At 34.9% G+C, this 18,187-nt stretch carries 15 protein-coding genes and 1 tRNA gene; 8 read left to right on the top strand and 8 right to left on the bottom strand.

Annotated elements, in window-relative coordinates; translation table 11 throughout:
• The first annotated feature begins 6 nt into the window (after positions 1-6).
• The 7 genes from ACGH6P_RS08675 to fruA all read left to right on the top strand — a co-directional run bounded on the left by ACGH6P_RS08675 (position 7) and on the right by fruA (position 8,069).
• Positions 7-966 (top strand): ABC transporter permease, encoded by a 960-nt coding sequence (locus tag ACGH6P_RS08675; RefSeq protein ID WP_220215855.1) that lies wholly within the window; start codon positions 7-9, stop codon positions 964-966.
• On the top strand, positions 956-1,927 hold the full coding sequence (locus ACGH6P_RS08670) for an iron chelate uptake ABC transporter family permease subunit (protein WP_411597284.1): 972 nt from the start codon (positions 956-958) through the stop codon (positions 1,925-1,927). Before ACGH6P_RS08675 ends, ACGH6P_RS08670 begins: the two co-directional genes overlap by 11 nt.
• A complete protein-coding gene (locus ACGH6P_RS08665; protein WP_411597283.1) occupies positions 1,924-2,679 on the top strand; it encodes an ABC transporter ATP-binding protein in 756 nt (251 codons plus the stop codon). Before ACGH6P_RS08670 ends, ACGH6P_RS08665 begins: the two co-directional genes overlap by 4 nt.
• A gap of 128 nt (positions 2,680-2,807) precedes the next feature.
• Positions 2,808-3,836 carry a catabolite repressor/activator gene (cra, locus tag ACGH6P_RS08660; protein WP_267380125.1) on the top strand — a complete coding sequence of 343 codons (1,029 nt, stop codon included), beginning with the start codon at positions 2,808-2,810 and terminating at the stop codon, positions 3,834-3,836.
• A gap of 389 nt (positions 3,837-4,225) precedes the next feature.
• On the top strand, positions 4,226-5,428 hold the full coding sequence (gene fruB, locus ACGH6P_RS08655) for a fused PTS fructose transporter subunit IIA/HPr protein (protein WP_411597282.1): 1,203 nt from the start codon (positions 4,226-4,228) through the stop codon (positions 5,426-5,428).
• The gene (fruK, locus tag ACGH6P_RS08650) at positions 5,428-6,363 is read left to right on the top strand and encodes a 1-phosphofructokinase (RefSeq protein ID WP_267351979.1); all 936 of its coding nucleotides are present in this window, start codon (positions 5,428-5,430) and stop codon (positions 6,361-6,363) included. The genes fruB and fruK overlap by 1 nt, the downstream gene beginning before the upstream one ends.
• 8 nt (positions 6,364-6,371) lie before the next feature.
• The gene (fruA, locus tag ACGH6P_RS08645) at positions 6,372-8,069 is read left to right on the top strand and encodes a PTS fructose transporter subunit IIBC (RefSeq protein ID WP_411597281.1); all 1,698 of its coding nucleotides are present in this window, start codon (positions 6,372-6,374) and stop codon (positions 8,067-8,069) included.
• Positions 8,070-8,120: 51 nt separating this feature from the next.
• Here the strand turns inward: fruA and ACGH6P_RS08640 are convergent, their stop codons facing one another.
• Positions 8,121-8,696, bottom strand: coding sequence for a TIGR00730 family Rossman fold protein (locus ACGH6P_RS08640; protein ID WP_294828282.1), 576 nt, complete (start codon positions 8,694-8,696; stop codon positions 8,121-8,123).
• Positions 8,697-8,844: 148 nt separating this feature from the next.
• On the opposite strand from ACGH6P_RS08640, the gene ACGH6P_RS08635 reads away from it, so the two are divergent.
• A tRNA-Asn gene (locus ACGH6P_RS08635) sits at positions 8,845-8,920 on the top strand.
• 338 nt (positions 8,921-9,258) lie between these two features.
• On the opposite strand, the gene ACGH6P_RS08630 is transcribed toward ACGH6P_RS08635, so the two are convergent.
• The 7 genes from ACGH6P_RS08630 to ACGH6P_RS08600 all read right to left on the bottom strand — a co-directional run bounded on the left by ACGH6P_RS08630 (position 9,259) and on the right by ACGH6P_RS08600 (position 17,450).
• Positions 9,259-10,266 carry a hypothetical protein gene (locus ACGH6P_RS08630; RefSeq protein WP_411597280.1) on the bottom strand — a complete coding sequence of 336 codons (1,008 nt, stop codon included), beginning with the start codon at positions 10,264-10,266 and terminating at the stop codon, positions 9,259-9,261.
• A gap of 369 nt (positions 10,267-10,635) precedes the next feature.
• The gene (locus ACGH6P_RS08625; protein ID WP_267351973.1) at positions 10,636-11,226 is read right to left on the bottom strand and encodes a hypothetical protein; all 591 of its coding nucleotides are present in this window, start codon (positions 11,224-11,226) and stop codon (positions 10,636-10,638) included.
• A gap of 75 nt (positions 11,227-11,301) precedes the next feature.
• Positions 11,302-11,976 (bottom strand): hypothetical protein, encoded by a 675-nt coding sequence (locus ACGH6P_RS08620; RefSeq protein ID WP_411597279.1) that lies wholly within the window; start codon positions 11,974-11,976, stop codon positions 11,302-11,304.
• Between the two features lie 317 nt (positions 11,977-12,293).
• The gene (locus tag ACGH6P_RS08615) at positions 12,294-12,596 is read right to left on the bottom strand and encodes a hypothetical protein (RefSeq protein WP_411597278.1); all 303 of its coding nucleotides are present in this window, start codon (positions 12,594-12,596) and stop codon (positions 12,294-12,296) included.
• 232 nt (positions 12,597-12,828) lie between these two features.
• The gene (locus ACGH6P_RS08610) at positions 12,829-14,211 is read right to left on the bottom strand and encodes an MATE family efflux transporter (RefSeq protein WP_411597277.1); all 1,383 of its coding nucleotides are present in this window, start codon (positions 14,209-14,211) and stop codon (positions 12,829-12,831) included.
• Positions 14,212-14,451: 240 nt separating this feature from the next.
• A complete protein-coding gene (locus ACGH6P_RS08605) occupies positions 14,452-15,378 on the bottom strand; it encodes a serine hydrolase domain-containing protein (RefSeq protein WP_411597276.1) in 927 nt (308 codons plus the stop codon).
• Between the two features lie 101 nt (positions 15,379-15,479).
• Entirely contained in the window at positions 15,480-17,450 is a 1,971-nt protein-coding gene (locus tag ACGH6P_RS08600; RefSeq protein ID WP_411597275.1) for an excinuclease ABC subunit UvrA, read from the bottom strand.
• Positions 17,451-18,187: the final 737 nt, after the last annotated feature.

Below are 18,187 nucleotides of genomic sequence, written 5' to 3'. Positions count from 1 at the left end.
AAAAACATGAAGTTGTCGTTATATTTTATTGCAGGCATCATTATTTTATTAATTTTGACTGCAATAAGTTTGTTTATTGGTGCAGGGCATGTCAATTTACATGAACTTTTCACCAATACAAATATGCAGCAGATCTTTTTTGTCAGTCGTTTGCCAAGAACGTTAGCGTTATTGTTAGCCGGTAGTGCAATGAGTGTCGCTGGCTTAGTGATGCAGTTATTAACACAAAACCGCTTTGTGGAGCCTACCCTTGTTGGCACCACCCAATCAGCCAGTCTTGGTTTACTCATCATGATGGTATTCGCGCCCGAACAAAGTGTCATGATCAAAATGGTGGTTGCAAGTTTATTTGCGATGATGGGTACGATTCTTTTTATGATAATATCCCATAAAATTGTTCTCAAATCAGCACTAATGGTTCCACTTATTGGGATTATGCTAGGCGCGATAATCAGTGCTGTAACCACATTTTTTGCCATGTATTATGATCTATTGCAATCGCTTTATGGATGGCAATCAGGTGATTTTTCTGGGATTTTACAAGGTCGTTATGAACTATTGTGGCTAGTTTGTGGTTTGACATTGGTAGCATGCTGGAGTGCAGATCAGTTTACAGTCGTGGGGTTAGGTCGAGATTTTTCGGTTAATGTGGGACTTAATTATCGTCGAGTCATGATAATTGGACTAATTGTCATAGCATTGATTGGCGGTATTGTAGTTGTGGTGGTTGGTGTATTACCGTTTTTAGGATTAATCGTCCCCAACATTGTCAGCTTGTTATTCGGTGATAATGTGCGTAAAACCATTCCTTGGGTCTGTTTATTTGGTGGGGGATTGGTATTAATTTGCGATATTATTGGACGTTTAATTCGCTATCCATTTGAAATCCCTGTCAGTGTAATTCTTGGTATTGTCGGTGCCGTAATCTTTTTAATATTATTAAGTCGAAAAAAACATGCTAGTTAGTTCAAAACACTATCGTTCCAGTCAAAAAAGAATTTTGCTATTATTGAGTATAGCGCTTATTTGTATCATCTTTTTTATGACCTTTAATCTAAAAGGGAATATTAGGTATATTTTGACTCATCGTATGTGGATAGTGTTGACGATGATATTAGTTGCTTTTTCGGCTGCAACATCCACACTCCTTTTTCAAACCGTGACCCATAATCGCATATTAACGCCGTCGATAATGGGGTTTGAATCTTTATTTGTCTTAATTCAAACAATTGTCATTTTCTTTATCGATGTGCAAGGTATTCCTTACATCGGTATTATGGGCAAATTTATCGTTGAATCGCTTTTACTGATCTTATTTTCTCTATTGTTATATAAAGGTTTATTCACAAAATTTAAGCAAAATCTTCATTTAGTATTATTAATTGGGATTATTCTGGGCACACTTTTCCGCAGTTTTGCAAACTTATTACAACGGTTAATGACACCAACTGAATTTGCTGTTCTGCAAAGTCGAATTTTTGCTACGTTCACTCGGGCTGATCCCATCTTAATTATTTTTTCATTCATTATTGCAATATGTATCGGACTATTTTTATGGAGAATGCGTTTTCAATTTGATGTTTTGGCTTTAGGACGTGATAACGCTATTAATCTGGGCGTTAATTATCATCAAAGCGTGACAATTATTTTACTTTTAGTCTCGATATTAGTTGCAATTTCAACCGCATTGGTGGGACCATTTACCTTCTTTGGTCTACTGATAGCAAATTCAGCTTATAGCATAAGTCGCTCAAGCCAACATCGATTTTTACTTCCCACGACCTTTTTACTTGGCGTGATTTTTCTGGTGGGTGGACAAATGTTTTTAGAGCATGTTTTGAATATGGTTGGCGCCATTACGGTCGTCATAGAGTTTATTGGTGGTAGTCTGTTTATCTTCTTATTATTGAAAAAGGTACCGATGTGATACAAATTGATAATATTAATAAAAAATACCAAACCCTTTCGGTTTTAAAAAATGTTACCGCCACCATTCCACAAGGGGGAGTAACAGCAATCATTGGGCCTAATGGCGCTGGAAAATCAACTTTACTTTCGATTATAAGTCGACTTTTGAACGCTGATGAAGGAAACGTTAAAATTCAAGACATGGATGTGTTTGAAACGCCGAGTGATAAATTAGCTACTCATCTTTCGGTATTAAGACAAGAAAATCGCTTTACCAGTAGGCTTACCGTATTTGAACTGGTCGGATTCGGGCGTTATCCTCATACAAAAGGGCGTTTAAATGCTGATGATTATCAGCATATTCATCGAGCATTGGATTTTTTAAATTTAACTGAGTTTAAAGATCGTTTTTTAGATGAGTTATCTGGCGGACAGCGACAACGAGCATATGTCGCGATGGTGCTTTGTCAAAATACTGAATATGTGTTACTTGATGAACCGTTAAATAATTTGGATATGAAGCATGCAGTTTCGATGATGAAACAGTTACGACGTGCTGCGAATGAACTTGGTAAAACCATTGTCATTGTTATTCACGATATCAATTTTGCATCAGTCTATTCGGACTATATTTTAGCGATGAAAAATGGGGAACTGGTCTATCAAGGAACTCCAACACAGATTATGAATTCAGCTATTTTAGAAGATATTTTTGATACGCCGGTTAGCATTGAAACCATCCAAGGACAACATATCGCTGTATATTATTAATGTAGATTGTCGTATGTTATTTAAGCGTAAAATATTGCAAATAATAAACAAGTTAAAGTAAATTAATATTTGCTAATTCCTTCTTTCCATGCTAAAAAAAAGACACGCCATTTGCCGAGATAACAGTGATGAAGTTAGAGGAAATTGCACTTTTAGCTGGTGTGTCAAGAACGACTGCAAGCTACGTAATAAACGGAAAAGCGAAAAAATATCGAGTAAGTGATCAAACTATTGCTAAAGTGATGGCAATTGTTAAAAAGCACAAATATCAGCCTAATGCTGTTGCTGCAGGACTTCGAGCAGGTAAAACAAGAACTATTGGTATTATTATCCCCGATTTAGAAAACAGTAGTTATACCCGCATTGCCAGTTATTTAGAGCAACTCGTCAGAAAAGAAGGATATCAACTACTTTTATCCTGTTCTGACGATAATCCAGAAATTGAAAAAGAATGCATTGCACATTTAAAACAAAGAAGGGTGGACGCTTTAATTCTGTCATCGTCTTTTGTTACGGATTCAGACTATGCGTTTTATGATGATTGGGAAAATTTTAAGATTCCTCTATTTGCATTAGACAGAACATTATCGAGTAAAAAATTTAGAAATATTGTTGGTGCAGATAAACAAGATGCGAAAGCACTTGCCCAAACATTTAACCATTTTGTTCAAGGCAAAGTCATTTATATTGGTGCTCTACCTAATTTATCGGTAAGTCAGCATCGTCTTGAAGGGTTTAACGCGGTAACATTAAAAAATTGTAACGATGTTGATTTTTTATATGCTAATAATTATAGCCGACAAGATGCTGATACGGCTTTTAGTCATTGGTTAAACAATCATGAATTACCAAATGGTATTTTTGCAACTTCATTTTCACTTCTTCAAGGTACAATTGATGCCATATTAAGAAAATTTGGTCATTTACCTGAATCATTAACTATTGCAACGTTTGGCGATAATGAATTACTCGATTTTTTGCCCTGTAAAGTGATTTCACTTTCTCAGGATCATAAAGAAATAGTGGAGTTGACTATCACATTACTCCAAAATTGTTTGAATCAGCAAAGTTATCAATCAGGTACTACTATGATCCCAAGACAATTAATTTACCGTGGCAGTTTGAGCCGTCAACGTATGAGTAAATACGAAAAATAAAAAAACTTGGAAGCTTGTCACTGGCTCGGTTGTTGCATGATGTATTATTAAAAACGCTATAATATTATTGCTTGGACATGTTTAACGTTTTATGAAGGCTGAAATACTTGACTTAGAAATTAATGAAAAATACCTTACACTAAAGGTAGCAAAATGATGTAACTAAATAACAAAAAATGTCTAAAATCTATTTTGCATTTATAATAAATAAATTAAGATCAAAAAATTAGATCTCGATCACATATTTGTTATTGATAGTTATAATTTATTGGATAAATAATTTTAATTTATTCATTATTGCTGAAACGATTCAATAAAAATCATTAAATGGATTTATAGATGAGTCATTTTAGTCGACCCAATATTTTTAACCCAGAGGTATTTATTCTATGTTTCATTTAGTTAAAGAAGATATACATTTAAATGAACACGCTACTAATAAAACAGAAGCGATAAAAAAAGTAGCGGCAGCATTAACTAGTGCCGGTTTTGTCGAAGAAGGATATGTAAATGGAATGCTTGAACGTGAAGCGCAAGCTGCCACTTATCTGGGTATTGGCCTTGCTATTCCACATGGCACTACCACCACTCGTCATTTAGTTAAAAAGACGGGGGTTCAAGTTTTTTGTTTTCCTGAAGGTGTTGAATGGGGTGATGATGGTGAAAAAGCTTATGTCGCTATTGGTATCGCCGCTAGTTCTGATGAACATTTAGAGTTACTTCGTCAATTGACGCATGTTTTAGGTGCTGACGGTGTTGAAGAACGAATCAAAAATATTAAAACAGCAGATGAAGCACTTGCTATTTTAACCGGAAAAACAGAACAAGAAGACAGCCAATTTTCAATGAATGAATCATCACTTTTATTGGATATCAATGCTGATAGTTTAGCCATTTTACAAGCGTTAAATGCATCACGCTTAAAACAACAAAATGCTGTAAATACGGCTTTTATCACTCATGTGCTGGATAATAAACCAACTTATCTAGGTAGTGGGGTTTGGTTGAACGATAGCAAAGAAGGCAATCTAAAAAATGCGATTGTGATTAGTCGTACAATAAGCAACGTAAATGAAGATAATAAACCGGTAAAATTACTTATCACGATGTCGGTTGTTGATAATGCAATGTCTGAGGTTATTGATCGTATTGCACGTTTAGCATTTTATGAAAAGTTAGATTTAATGTTATCGGCAAGCACGGATAAATTAATCAATTTACTGATGACAGATGACTTGCCTTCAACTATCGATAATTCTCAAACTGAACAAGCTAACTCAGCAACGTCATCAGCATCGGATTCAAACCAAGCTTTAACTCGTGAATTTATCGTGCCTAACGAAAATGGTTTACATACTCGTCCATCTTCAGTATTAGTTAAATTGGTTAAAGAGTTTAATAGCAAAGTAACTGTTGCGAATCTTGATGGAAAAGGGGAGCCAGTAAGTGCTACCAGCTTAATGAAAATCGTTGCACTTGGAGCCAAAAAAGGCAGCCGTTTGCAATTTACTGCGGTCGGTGATGATGCTGAGCAAGCACTTGATGCTATCGGTAAAGCAATTGAAAGCGGACTTGGTGAGGGAACAGAATAATGAATTATCGTGTTGCAACAATCACCTTAAATCCTGCTTATGATTTATTAGGATTTTGTCCAAAAGTCGAGTTGGGTGATGTAAATTTAGTTCAAACAAATGCTTTACTTGCCGCTGGCAAAGGGATTAATGTTGCTAAAGTATTGTCTGATCTAGATATAAAATTAACTGTTGGTGGTTTTTTAGGTCAAGAAAACCGAGATGGTTTTAATCTATTATTTAATTCATTAAATGTAGTCGACAAATTCCAAACTGTAGAAGGCCGTACACGCATTAATGTCAAATTGACTGAAGAAAATAGCGAAGTGACGGATCTAAACTTTTCAGGCTTTACAATTACTGAGCATGATTGGCAACGTTTTGTGACAAGTTCTCTTGAATGGTTAAAAGATATTGATATGGTCGCAATAAGTGGCAGTTTACCTGCCGGCGTATCACTTGATAAATTTACACAATGGATGGAGCGAGTTAAACAGATCTGCCCAAAAGTAGTGTTTGACAGTAGCCGAGATGCGTTAGTCGCTGGATTGAAAGCTAAGCCATGGTTAATCAAACCAAATGATAAAGAGCTTGAAATGTGGGTCGGACGTAAATTAACGACATTAGATGAAATTAAAACAGCGGCGATGGAATTAGTAAAAGGTGGCGTTGAAAATGTTGTGATTTCACTAGGAAGTAAAGGCGCTTTGTGGGTGACTCAACATGAAGCATGGTTGGCTAAACCACCAAAATGTCAAGTAGTGAGTACGGTCGGTGCTGGTGACTCAATGGTTGCTGGAATCATGTATGGATTAATAACAAATCAATCGATTAAAGATACCCTGGTATTTGCATCAAGTGTTGCTGCTTTGTCTGTTGGACAAGCGGGTGTGGGGATTTCGGATCGCCAAGCTGTAACTGATATGCTAGGCAAAATTGAAATAAATGCTGGTTAGGAGTTTGCATGAATATTTATATTGTTGAAGGTAGTAATACTGGTCCTGTAAATGGACGTTTAGCCAGAGCGGAACTCGCATTGGCTGCTAATTCGATGAATTTTAATGTAATCGATAATTCAGAGTCTGCAGATGCGATTATTGCTATCGGGACTGGTGAAATTAATGATAAATCTGTCATTGGTAAAAAAGTTTATGTGGTAGAAGATATTAATGCGTTATATGCAAACCCAAAACAAATTCTAACAGAAGCACAAAGTAAAGCGGTTGTTTTTGAAAAATCAGCTCAACGTGATTCAGCGCCTACCTCTAATACAGCTGTAAAACGTATTGTTGCAGTAACAGCGTGTCCAACTGGAGTGGCACATACTTTTATGGCTGCCGAAGCGATTGAAGAAGAAGCTAAAAAACGTGGTTGGTGGTGTAAAGTTGAAACGCGAGGATCAGTTGGGGTTGGTAACGAACTCACACCAGAAGAAGTCGCCTCAGCAGATATTGTGATTGCTGCTTGCGATATCGATGTGGATTTAAGTAAATTTGCGGGTAAAAAATTGTATCGAACAAAAACTGGCCCAGCGCTCAAAAAGACTGCGCAAGAGTTTGATAAAGCATTCGAAGAGGCAACGGTTTATCAACCTTCATCAACTTCAGCATCGGCTAAATCAAGCAATGAGAAGAAAAGTTTTTATAAACATCTTCTAACTGGTGTTTCTTATATGTTACCAATGGTTGTTGCCGGTGGATTGATCATCGCACTTTCTTTTGCTTTGGGTTCATTTGAAAACATTGACGGTGTACAAAAATTAGTTGGTGAACCACATTTAGCGCAAATTGGAGGCTTGGCATTTTCGCTTATGGTGCCATTACTGGCTGGCTATATCGCTTATTCAATTGCGGATAGACCTGGACTTGCGCCTGGTCTGGTCGGAGGATTGCTTGCGGTCTCAACAGGTGCAGGATTTTTAGGTGGTATTATCATTGGTTACTTTGCTGGATATTTTGCATTATTAATCGCTAAATACCTTCCCCTACCAAAAAGTATGGAAGCCTTAAAACCCATTTTAATTGTGCCACTATTGGCAACATTAGCGACAGGGCTTGTCATGCAGTTTATTGTTGGTACACCTATTGCTTGGTTAATGGGTGAGGTAACAGACTGGTTAAATTCAATGGGCACGGCTAATGCTGTTATTTTAGGTGCAGTGTTAGGCGGTATGATGTGTACAGATATGGGCGGACCAATTAATAAAGTTGCTTATGCTTTTGGTACGGGATTAATTTCTGCGCATGTTTATGCACCAATGGCTGCTGTGATGGCTGGTGGTATGGTACCTCCATTGGCAATGGGTATTGCAACGCTAATCGCTCGCAAAAAGTTTGCTAAAGCTGAGCAAGAAAGTGGTAAGGCGTCATTAGTATTAGGCTTATGCTTTATCTCTGAAGGGGCAATTCCTTTCGCTGCGCGTGATCCGTTACGTGTTATTCCATGTTGTATTCTAGGTGGCGCAATTACTGGTGGTATGGCATTAGCATTTGGTTCAACATTAATGACACCACACGGTGGATTATTTGCTCTAGCAATTCCAGGTGTCGTTAAACCTGTGGGTGGTTATCTGTTATCCATTGTTGTTGGATCGGTTATTGCAGGGCTTGCTTATGCAGCTATTAAAGCACCAGAAAAAGAAGCTGTAGCGACGACAGCTTAAAAAGCATAAATTAAAACGTCATCTGATGATGGCGTTTTTTCTTATATTCACTTATTTCTTTACCCAGCGTTGTAAATCTTTCGGAACGAAATCGTCCATTTGTTTCAACACAAATTCGGCGTTATCACTAACAATTAATGTGTTATAAAAATTTTCCCGAATAAACCCTTCTTGCACAGCATGCTTTAAAAAACTCAACATAGGTTGCCAAAAGTTTGCAATATCAAATAATGCCACCGGTTTTTCATGATAACCAATTTGCATACCGGTCCAAACCTCAAAAATTTCTTCTAATGTGCCGGTACCGCCTGGCATAGCGATAAAACCGTCAGCCAGTTCTGCAAGCCTTGCTTTACGTTGATGCATATTGTCGACCACTTCTAATCGGGTAATGCCATGGTGAGCAGTTTCAGCTTTAACTAAACGTTCAGGGATGATGCCGATGACTTCACCGCCATGAGCTAAAACAGCATTAGCAATCATTCCCATCAGCCCTTTATTACCTCCGCCATAAATTAATCGCCGATTTTGTTTTGCTATAATTTTACCGAGTTGCTCTGCAGCTGTTCGATATTCCAAACGATTGCCTTCACTGGCACCACAAAATACACAAATATTTTTTTTCATAAATCATACTCTAGCTATTCTTACCGTAGCCCTTTATTTTAGCATAGGCGATGTATTATTTGTTTACTCACTGAGCAGTTAGTTTTATTTCGTGTTTTAACGATTGACATAATCGTTATAGATCGTTAATATTCTGACAGTCAAGTGTTCCTCCATAGTTCAGTCGGTAGAACGGCGGACTGTTAATCCGTATGTCACTGGTTCAAGTCCAGTTGGAGGAGCCAACTTTCCACTTCATCTCATATCTATACGTCTCTATTTGATTATAAATCAATATGTTATATTTTTTTAGTATACCGCTTATCCATATACATCTATCAATTTTTCTATCAATTTACTATTTTTTCGGGTTCAAATGAGGGTTAGCAAAAATGCTCATTTTTTTCAAATAAAAAGTAAAGCTATATTTTGCGGATCTCTTTCGGTTGCAGCATGATAAGCAGTTGCTTCAACTACAAAAAAACTTTGGGCTGAAGCTTTGGCAACCTGTTCGGCATCAAAACCAGCTGGCAGATAATAGCATTAACTTCATAAATTTTTCTATTTCTGCAAAATTTTGTAATTATTTCACCATTAACAATGGTCCCACAAATTTACGTTCGATAAGTTCACCGTCTTTATAGGTTTCTGTGTACAAAAGTTTGCCTTTTTTGCGGGTGGATAAGATAGGTTCATTCAGTTCATTATAATGCTGTTCTAATTGATAAAATTTCCAAATATTAACGGGCAAACCATTTTTATATTCAGCTTCTAAGTAAGTATTGTTATGAGTATAACCGTTTGGCTTCATTTCAATCCATAAACCTTCGCGGGTATGGTTTTGAACTAAGCCTTGCTCTTCTTGGTTTTGAAATGGACCATTTTCGTCATAATAGCGGATAAATTTGCCTTGGGAGGAGAGTTGATATGTTGTTATTTCAGAAGCAAAACTATTTATCTCATCACGTTCAAGTTCCCTAATAATTATTTTTTCCTTGTTATAATAGAAAAAACGATAACTTCTGCCTATATCACTTCCATATTTGTAAGCTACTACCAACTTATCTATAATTTTATCGGCAGAAATAGAAATAATGGTTTGTAGGGTAAATTTAGATTCGTATTCACAAGGATTACATTTTAAATCAAGGGATTCAGTGGTAAGTAGAAACAGATCAAAATGAGGCGAACTAGCTAATTTCTCTACATGAACTTTAATCTCTTGTTTTGTAATATCATCAATAATATCAGAATAGATATCATATGGGATATTAAAAACCTGTTTTAAATTTTCAATAGTTAAAGTGATCTTATAGGATTGTTCTGATTGGGACTGCTTATTTAAATTTCTGAGCAATTCATAAAAAGCTTTTTCACTCCCCGAACGTTCATTTTCTGTTTCTGCATGTTGCCAATGTGTAGCAAAAGGATATAAAACATGTTTATCACCAATTGGCGGGCTGGCAAGCGGAGCTTGCATAATTTGGGTAATAAGATCGTCTTTTTTATTTTTATTAATCGGTTGGCTATTCGCCATTTGCTTACAACCTATCATAAATAGGATGGTGAAACATACTATTATCAATCTCATTGCCAATATTCCTTGTTTATTTTTTACAATGTTTCCCCGTACTTTAAAAAACGCTTGTATAGAATAACGAGTGCAGTATATGAGTGCGGTTTTCAGAATTTATGGAGAGTATATACCTGATTTCAGATAATAGTGAATTTATTTCTTCTTTATTTTAGGTGGATTTTTAATTGATAAGTTACTATGAATATTAACAATTTTTGCCAGAATATTTTTTTATTATCACGCATATTATGCACGGCAATCCATAGTAAAAAAATCCTGAATAATTATATATCATTTAGTCGCAATAAATTGGTATATCATTATTCAGGATTTTTATGTTGATTTTCTATAAAACTATTTAAAACTAATTCTTTTTTAAAACTATTATTTTCTATTGCGTAATACGCCATATTTGAAGTAATCTTCCATTCCTACAATATCCTCAGTATTGTAATCAGCAGGTATAGGACAGTCCAATATTTTGGTTTCAATTGATAAAGGTTTTAATTTTATTTCCTTAGTGACTTCATAAATTTTTTCAATCTCAAAAAAATCATTTTCTTTATCAAATGTCCCCAAACAAATTCCATTTTTATTATTTTCTAATCGAACATCAATAGAATATACATATTTATTAGCAACGGGGAGCACATCTCTTAAAATGTCATTTTTATCATATAAAAGAATATAATTATCTTTAAGATTACCTTTAATACATATCGGTCGAACATAATAAAACTCTGCATCAAGACCAAAAGTATCTGGTAGGTAGTAGTCTTCATTATTAAGATTAAAAAGCATGTCTAACTCTTTTGATTTAAAATAATCATTATTTCGATCATATTGTGCTTCATAGACGAATTTTGTATCTATATATTGATTTTCGTAGGCATTACAACTGAATGGTAAAAAAATTGCTAAAAATAAACTAATCAAATAGTTTTTAATTTTTATGGTAGTGCGGTTTATTTTCATTTTCATCATCTCCATCTTTGGTATTATAGGAATTTAGTCTAATTTTTGCCGATATATTTTTTATTACCACGCATTTTATGCACTGCAATCCATAGTATAAAAATCTAGAATGGATAAATACCATTTATTATCTAATTGGGTTAGATAAAATATAAAAATATTTTTTTCATGATTCGGTATTATACCTGGAAAGTTTTCTATATAGACAACTTTAACTGTTTTAGGGGCTATTTTATCGGCAATGGATTGATATTCCTCCCAAACAGGGTTTTTTTCAAATTGATAGTGTTTTAGTTCCCAATGATAATAACCAAGCGCTATTTTTAAAGCCTCAATATTTTTTTCTTTTGAATTGGCATACAGACCTAGTTTAGTGACTTTTTCACTACATGGATCAAATGTAGGATATTGTTCATATTGTATTTTAGGATTGCCAGATATTGAAAACCCTAGCAATTCATCGTCTACCCAAGACGGTATTGTATTTTCAATTATTTTATTATTCGATTTAAATTGTTCAATTCTTCTCATTGTTGGGCTGGTACTTCCATTATATACAATGAAAAGACCTATATCTTTATTAATATATTGGTTAATTTCTTTAAAATTCTTTTTATTAAAAAGGTCAATAAGTTGATAAACCGTAGCATCAAAATGTGGGATTGTTTGAGTCACTGCTGATTGATTTTCTATTTTTTGACTACATGCTATATTAGCCAAAGACAATAGAATCAGTAATAATATTCTCATTTTAAAATTGTTTCCTTTTACTATTAAATCAACCTGTTAAGACTATTTATAACTCATTTTTCCGCTTTATCAAATACTCAGTGATTATTTTTGAAATGGTATAAATAATAATAAGCATCCAGTTTAAACTTAAAATCATCATCAGAATAAATTTCTTTAATGTCTTTTTTATAAGTTACGATAGCTGTTATATCATAATTATCTAATCCTCTTTCTAGTAAATGTTTCTCTATTTCATTACTTAATAATTGTGGTTCATTAACCTCTTTATAAAAAGCAAAAAAATATCAAGAAAGTAATAGGTGGCAAAAATTGCTTTATAGGGTTTTCTCTTTTGTATTTTTATGTTTTAAAAAAAATAATATAAGCAAAACTGAAATATAAAGAATTAAAGGAATCTTATAAATCATATCAATGATATTTTGTCCTATCATTTCATTTTCATCAGAAAACAAAACATAATAACTATTGTGACTTAAATAATTAATATAATTATAATTTTCAGAAAGAGGATTGAATTTTAGCGCCAAAAAGACAGTAGGATCATCTTTACAAATAAGAATTTGGGTAAAACCTTTAATTAATAGCAATAGTATTATTAAAATCTTTAATAATTTCATATTGTCATCCATTTATAATCTTATTGGATAGATTGAATTTCGACTTTAATTCGGGGATGTGCTTCATAGATATTAATTTTTCCCTATTCTTTTCTTCCAATAATATAATGATATTCAATATCTACCCAATTATTTTTTACAATATATCTTTCTTCTCCTTGATTAACTTTTGTACTTAGCTTATTTGCTTAATATTGTTTGTGATAATAGCGTAGCAATAGACGAGAATAACTTATTCCAAAATTGATTTGAATTTTAATGATTTCAGACTTTTCTTCACCCACAAAAATGACAATAAACATGAAAGTAGGTTTCCGATTGCCATAGAGATAAAAATGCCATTCATTCCCATTTTTTGAGCATAGACTAAATATAGTCCTATAGAAAAAATAATGATCATTCTAATATAAAGGATAATTACCGCAGGTAGGGGTTTTCCTGTCGCTTGAAAGAATGATGCGATTATCCATGATATTGCCATAAAGCAAAATGTAAATGATACGATTAGCACTTGTTTTGTGGCAAGATCAATCACTTCGGGTATTGAAGTAAATATTGAAAATAACCAAGGAGAAAGTAATACATAAAGTGCTGCAATGATGCTACATAGTATCATTATTGCCCTTAAGCCTAGATTAAAAGCTTCTTTAATCCGATCAAGTTGATTACGTCCATAATTTTGCGAAATAAAGACCGTCATTGCACCAGCAATAGCAATCATCGGAATAACTAAAATCTGATCAATTCTCCCAACCAATGTCCATGCATTCATTGCATTTTCATCAAAGGTATTGGTGATCATTTTGTTATATGCAACGATAATGATATAAGTTGAGGCTGTCATTAAAAACTGAGGCAATCCAATCCGTATGATTTCTCTGGCAATTTTTCCGTTAAAGTGAGCAAAGTTAAATGTTAACGGAATTCTTGATTTTCCCTTGTGTATAAAGCGGATTAAATAGATAAAAGCCATAAATAACGATATTGTTGTGGCTAAACCTGCACCAGCCACCCCCATATCGAGTACAAATATCAATATCGGATCAAGTACGATATTGAGCGTTACCATAATCATAAATGATATTGCAGTAACATATGTCAGGCCTTCGCCAATAAGAATACCGCCATAAACCTGTAATAATATTATGAACAGTAAACCTGGGGCTAATGAATATAAAAACTGTAGACTATAGACTGTTGCTTCTAGGCTTAATTTATCACCTGATAATAAATTAATAATTTGTGGGCCAAAAGCATAACACATAATCATAAATGGCACGGTTAGCAGTAAAGCGATGACGACACCTGTAACACCTAGATTTTGATAATGATTAAATCTTTTTTCGCCGATCAATCGCCCCGTTGTGGTACTGAGTCCAACGGCTAAACCTGAGGCGATAGCTTCAAAGACAAAAAATAATGGAAATAAAAGACCGGTTCCCGCCAACGGGGCTGAAGAAGTAGGATTGATCAATGAAATAAAATAGGTATTTATGATTAAGTAAGCATAATTTAATAAGTGACCAATGAGAATGGGAATCCCTATTTTTATAATTATTGGCATGATTGGACCTTCAAACATGCCTTTTTGCAATTTTTCTTGAAAATTTGACATAGATTTCTCTTTAAGTTTATTTTTTAAATAGTGATGTTATTTTTTCTCTAGCGCAAAAAAGCGTCTAATCGACATGTTATCGAGAGCAAAATATCCATTATATTTTTCACTTTATAGTACCTGCCCGAACAGCACCTATCCCAACCTAAAACGTTTTGTTAGACAGTTCATGGCGGTAAAACCTTCTTGCCTTTTGGTGGAATGAATCGCAGAAGGGATATTTTATTTACGACGAAAATATTAACTGTCTGTAATTGATGGAATAATATAATCCGCCATGAGTTCCCACCTGTCGATTATCATCTTGTCGACTTTCGATACGATTGCCACTATCAGATCCTTTTCGGGAACACAATAGAGATAAGTTCCGCCTATGCCTGCCGCAAGAAAAGTGTTAATCCCCTTATCTTCTCTAAGCCACCACATATAGCCACAATCTTCCGTATGCTGTTTTAGCGATTCAGTTATCCAGTTTTCTGAAATGATCGGCTTATCATTGCATTGGCCTTTATTCAAATACAAATATCCCAAACGAAGCATATCCCGCAGAGTTAAACACAGCCCCCAGCCTCCGGTATTGATATTTTGAGGATCTTTTATCCAACCGGTAATATTTTCACCATAGACCTCTTCTTTAGAAAAGGATTTCATCTGCTGGTCAACGATCTCTTTCACCCCTAAATGACTAAATAATGATTTATTGGCAAATTCTCGGGTTGATAGTCCCGTACTCCGCGTAATAATCGCTGAAAGAAGGTGGGCATTAGACATATTGAATTGAAACTCCCCAAGCTGACCTTTTTGTCCCAACATTTCAAGCATAAACATCGTCCAATTCTTTTGCCTTCTCAACCTATCTAATGGCTCACTCTTTTTCCAAGAATAGGGTGCAGTCATGGTAAGTAAGTGTTTGATTGTCAGATGTCGCTTTAACATATCACTGGCTTTGGATTCCGCTTCTGGAAAAAAATCCAGTATTGGTTGATCGACGCTTTTTATATATCCTTTATCAATGGCTATTCCCACTAAAGCGGAAGTAACGCTTTGTGTTACTGAAGTGAGATGATGAGTATTTTCAGCATGGTAACCTTTGAAATATTTTTCAAACACAATGCCACCTTTTCGCAAAATCGCGATTCCTTTAATAATACCTAGTTGAAAATTCAAGGCGACATCCAGCTCTCTCAATTTATCTGGATTCATATCCACCGATTCTGCATCAATGGTTTCTAATTCTTTTATATTAGCCATAATCAAGTATTCACTTTTTAAGTCGTAGGAGTTAAATATTTTCCGATTAGTGATTTTGGATTTTTCACCAAGTCTTTAGGGGTTCCTTCGGCAATGATTTCACCGCCTTTTAATCCTCCTTCAGGGCCAAGCTCCACGATCCAATCGCACGATTCAAGAACTACATGATTATGTTCAATAACAATCACAGAGTTTCCGCTTTTGATTAATTCATCCAACAGTTTTATCAGCTGAGCTGTATCATAAAGGCTTAAACCGGTAGTGGGTTCATCCATGATATACAAGATATGACCTTTTCGTTGCCGTCCTAATTCCTTCGCGAGTTTTAGTCTTTGGGTTTCCCCTCCGCTCATTGTTGAAGTGGGTTGCCCAAGTTTTATATATCCCATACCAATCCGTTCCATTATCTGTAACGGACGAACAATGAAATCATTATCACTAAATAGGGCTATCGCTTCGGAAATCTGCATATCAAGAATGTCTGAAATATTTTTCCCTTTATACGTGACCGTTAAAGCTTCGTTGTTATATCTTTTACCTTTACATTTTTCGCATGTTGCGTACATCTTTAAACTACCTTCAGGAAAAATAGCTTTACGTCCACTACCATGACACTCTCGACAAGCGCCCTCGGAATTGAAGGAAAAGTGTCCTGCCGTTAAATTTAACCGTTTTGCTTCGGGTTGTTCTGCAAATAATCTTCGTATCTTGTCCCATATTTTGGTAAAAGTAACAGGATTCGAATTTATATTTCTTCCTATTGGTGCCTGCGATACTTCAGCAAAGCCAGAAATATTTTCTGCGCCATCAAGCCTTTCGGCTATTGTTTCGATTAACAGTGATTCTTCTTCAAGATCTACTTCTTCTCCATTGCTATTGTTCTTATTGGCGTCTAAGCGAAAATAACTTTTTAACAGGGGCGTAAGTGTGTTCGATATCAAGGAGCTTTTTCCACTTCCGGAAACGCCCGAAACCCCAATAAGAACGCCTAATGGAAATGCGACTGAAATATCTTTTAAATTGTTGGTTTTGGCGTGTCGAATGACTAAACGAGGAATAGCAGAATCATCGATATTTTGTTTTAACATCCTTACCGGCATTTTTGCTTTGCCGGAAAGATATTGTCCTGTCAATGATTTATCGCATTTTAACAGACCAGCATAATTACCTTCATAAATCACTTCCCCGCCTTCAATTCCCGCTTTTGGGCCAATATCAATGATATGTTCAGCTATTTCTATCGTACTTTTGTCATGTTCCACAACAATAACCGTGTTGCCCAAATCTTTAAGCGCTTTTATAGATTGTAAAAGTTCAAGTTTTTCTGATTCATGTAGACCTACTGTGGGTTCATCAAGAATATAGATAAGTGATTCAAGTTTCGACTCCAAATGCGAGTTAAGGAAGAGTCGTTGTATTTCCCCACCACTTAGTGAGGACATTTCTCTATAAAGTGACAAATGACCTAAACGAGAAGCAATTAATGAGTTTGTTTTACCCAAAATATCGTTAAGAAGATTTTTCCCAAATTGCGTTATTTCGTTTAGTTCTAATGCCGATTCAAAAAACGTTTTAGCCTCGTCTAAAGTCATTTTACCGACTTGACCAATATTTTTATGATTAATTAATATGTTGCGAGCTTCTTCACCAATGCGATATCCGTGACATTCTGAGCAAAGTGTTATTTCATACAGACCATTTAAATATTCGCCTCTTTTGTGTTTAGCTTGCAAAATTCTTGATAAGCAGAAGCTTTGATTTGCACTGTTATTGCTGACATAATGCCCGTTTACCACGTCTTCTTTTATTTCATCCGGTATTTCTAAATAAGGCTGATCCATATAGCCTTTGAAATTCCTTTCCAAGACGCGAAGTATACCCGGAGTTACCCCGATAAAATTAAATAACTCTCGAACGGTGGGATTTTTATTTGCAATAAGCTTTTCCATATTAACGTGATAATATGCGCCTCTGCCAGCGCATTTCATACACATTCCGTTAGGGTTATTATAGGAAAAATAGCCTAATTCAAGGCGCTCTTCCTCATGTCCACACTTAGCGCAGATCCTATCTTGTCCAATAGTTTCGTTGCACTCTGAACATTTAACCTGCCCTTCACTTGAATACAGTAGGGCGAGAAGGTTAAATATGTTTGTTTTTGAACCGACTGTTGATCTTGGGTTATTCTGACGTACAACGCTTTGCTTAACTGCAATTGTCGGGCCGATACCCTCTATGCTTGCAAATTTTCTCTCATTTTCAAGTCCCGGAAATATTCCTAATGATTGAAGATATCCTTTACGTCCTTCTTCAAACACAATATCAAACATCAGACTAGACTTTCCTGATCCACTTATACCAGTGGCAACGGTTAATTTGTTTTTGGGAATAGTAATATCAACATCTTTAAGATTGTGAATCCGAGCTCCTGTTATTTTTATACTTTTCATCTAATCACACCTTGTCTTTTTAATTAAGAAATTTCAACTAATTTATTTATCGTTAAGATCAAACTATTGAGGAAATATAGAGCATTATTTTTTATTAGTGAAATGAAATATCTATATTTTTTAAAATTTATTGACAAAATTGCAATTTTGTGCATTGGTTGTATTTTACCGACATTTGGTTAAATATATTGTTTATTTAAAAAACAGTTCAAATTTTTTAAGAGGCCTTAATGAGGTTTTTGAGAGAATTGTTTTAATTAACTAATTTTAGATAG

The sequence above is a fragment of the Gilliamella sp. CG25 genome, assembly GCF_046635705.1.
GTDB classification, from domain to species: domain Bacteria; phylum Pseudomonadota; class Gammaproteobacteria; order Enterobacterales; family Orbaceae; genus Gilliamella; species Gilliamella apicola_I.
The sequence above is the reverse complement of the archived record's forward strand: the minus strand, read 5'-3'. Positions and strand labels throughout refer to the sequence as shown.

Bases quoted from the DNA above. Each gene is read 5' to 3' on its own strand.
- ACGH6P_RS08615 (WP_411597278.1), bottom strand. From the start codon at position 12,596: ATGAAATTATTAAAGATTTTAATAATACTATTGCTATTAATTAAAGGT.
- ACGH6P_RS08640 (WP_294828282.1), bottom strand. From the start codon at position 8,696: ATGAAAAAAAATATTTGTGTATTTTGTGGTGCCAGTGAAGGCAATCGT.
- fruK (WP_267351979.1), top strand. From the start codon at position 5,428: ATGAATTATCGTGTTGCAACAATCACCTTAAATCCTGCTTATGATTTA.
- fruB (WP_411597282.1), top strand. From the start codon at position 4,226: ATGTTTCATTTAGTTAAAGAAGATATACATTTAAATGAACACGCTACT.
- ACGH6P_RS08625 (WP_267351973.1), bottom strand. From the start codon at position 11,226: ATGAAAATAAACCGCACTACCATAAAAATTAAAAACTATTTGATTAGT.
- cra (WP_267380125.1), top strand. From the start codon at position 2,808: ATGAAGTTAGAGGAAATTGCACTTTTAGCTGGTGTGTCAAGAACGACT.
- ACGH6P_RS08610 (WP_411597277.1), bottom strand. From the start codon at position 14,211: ATGTCAAATTTTCAAGAAAAATTGCAAAAAGGCATGTTTGAAGGTCCA.
- ACGH6P_RS08600 (WP_411597275.1), bottom strand. From the start codon at position 17,450: ATGAAATGCGCTGGCAGAGGCGCATATTATCACGTTAATATGGAAAAG.
- ACGH6P_RS08675 (WP_220215855.1), top strand. From the start codon at position 7: ATGAAGTTGTCGTTATATTTTATTGCAGGCATCATTATTTTATTAATT.
- ACGH6P_RS08670 (WP_411597284.1), top strand. From the start codon at position 956: ATGCTAGTTAGTTCAAAACACTATCGTTCCAGTCAAAAAAGAATTTTG.
- fruA (WP_411597281.1), top strand. From the start codon at position 6,372: ATGAATATTTATATTGTTGAAGGTAGTAATACTGGTCCTGTAAATGGA.
- ACGH6P_RS08630 (WP_411597280.1), bottom strand. From the start codon at position 10,266: ATGAGATTGATAATAGTATGTTTCACCATCCTATTTATGATAGGTTGT.
- ACGH6P_RS08620 (WP_411597279.1), bottom strand. From the start codon at position 11,976: ATGAGAATATTATTACTGATTCTATTGTCTTTGGCTAATATAGCATGT.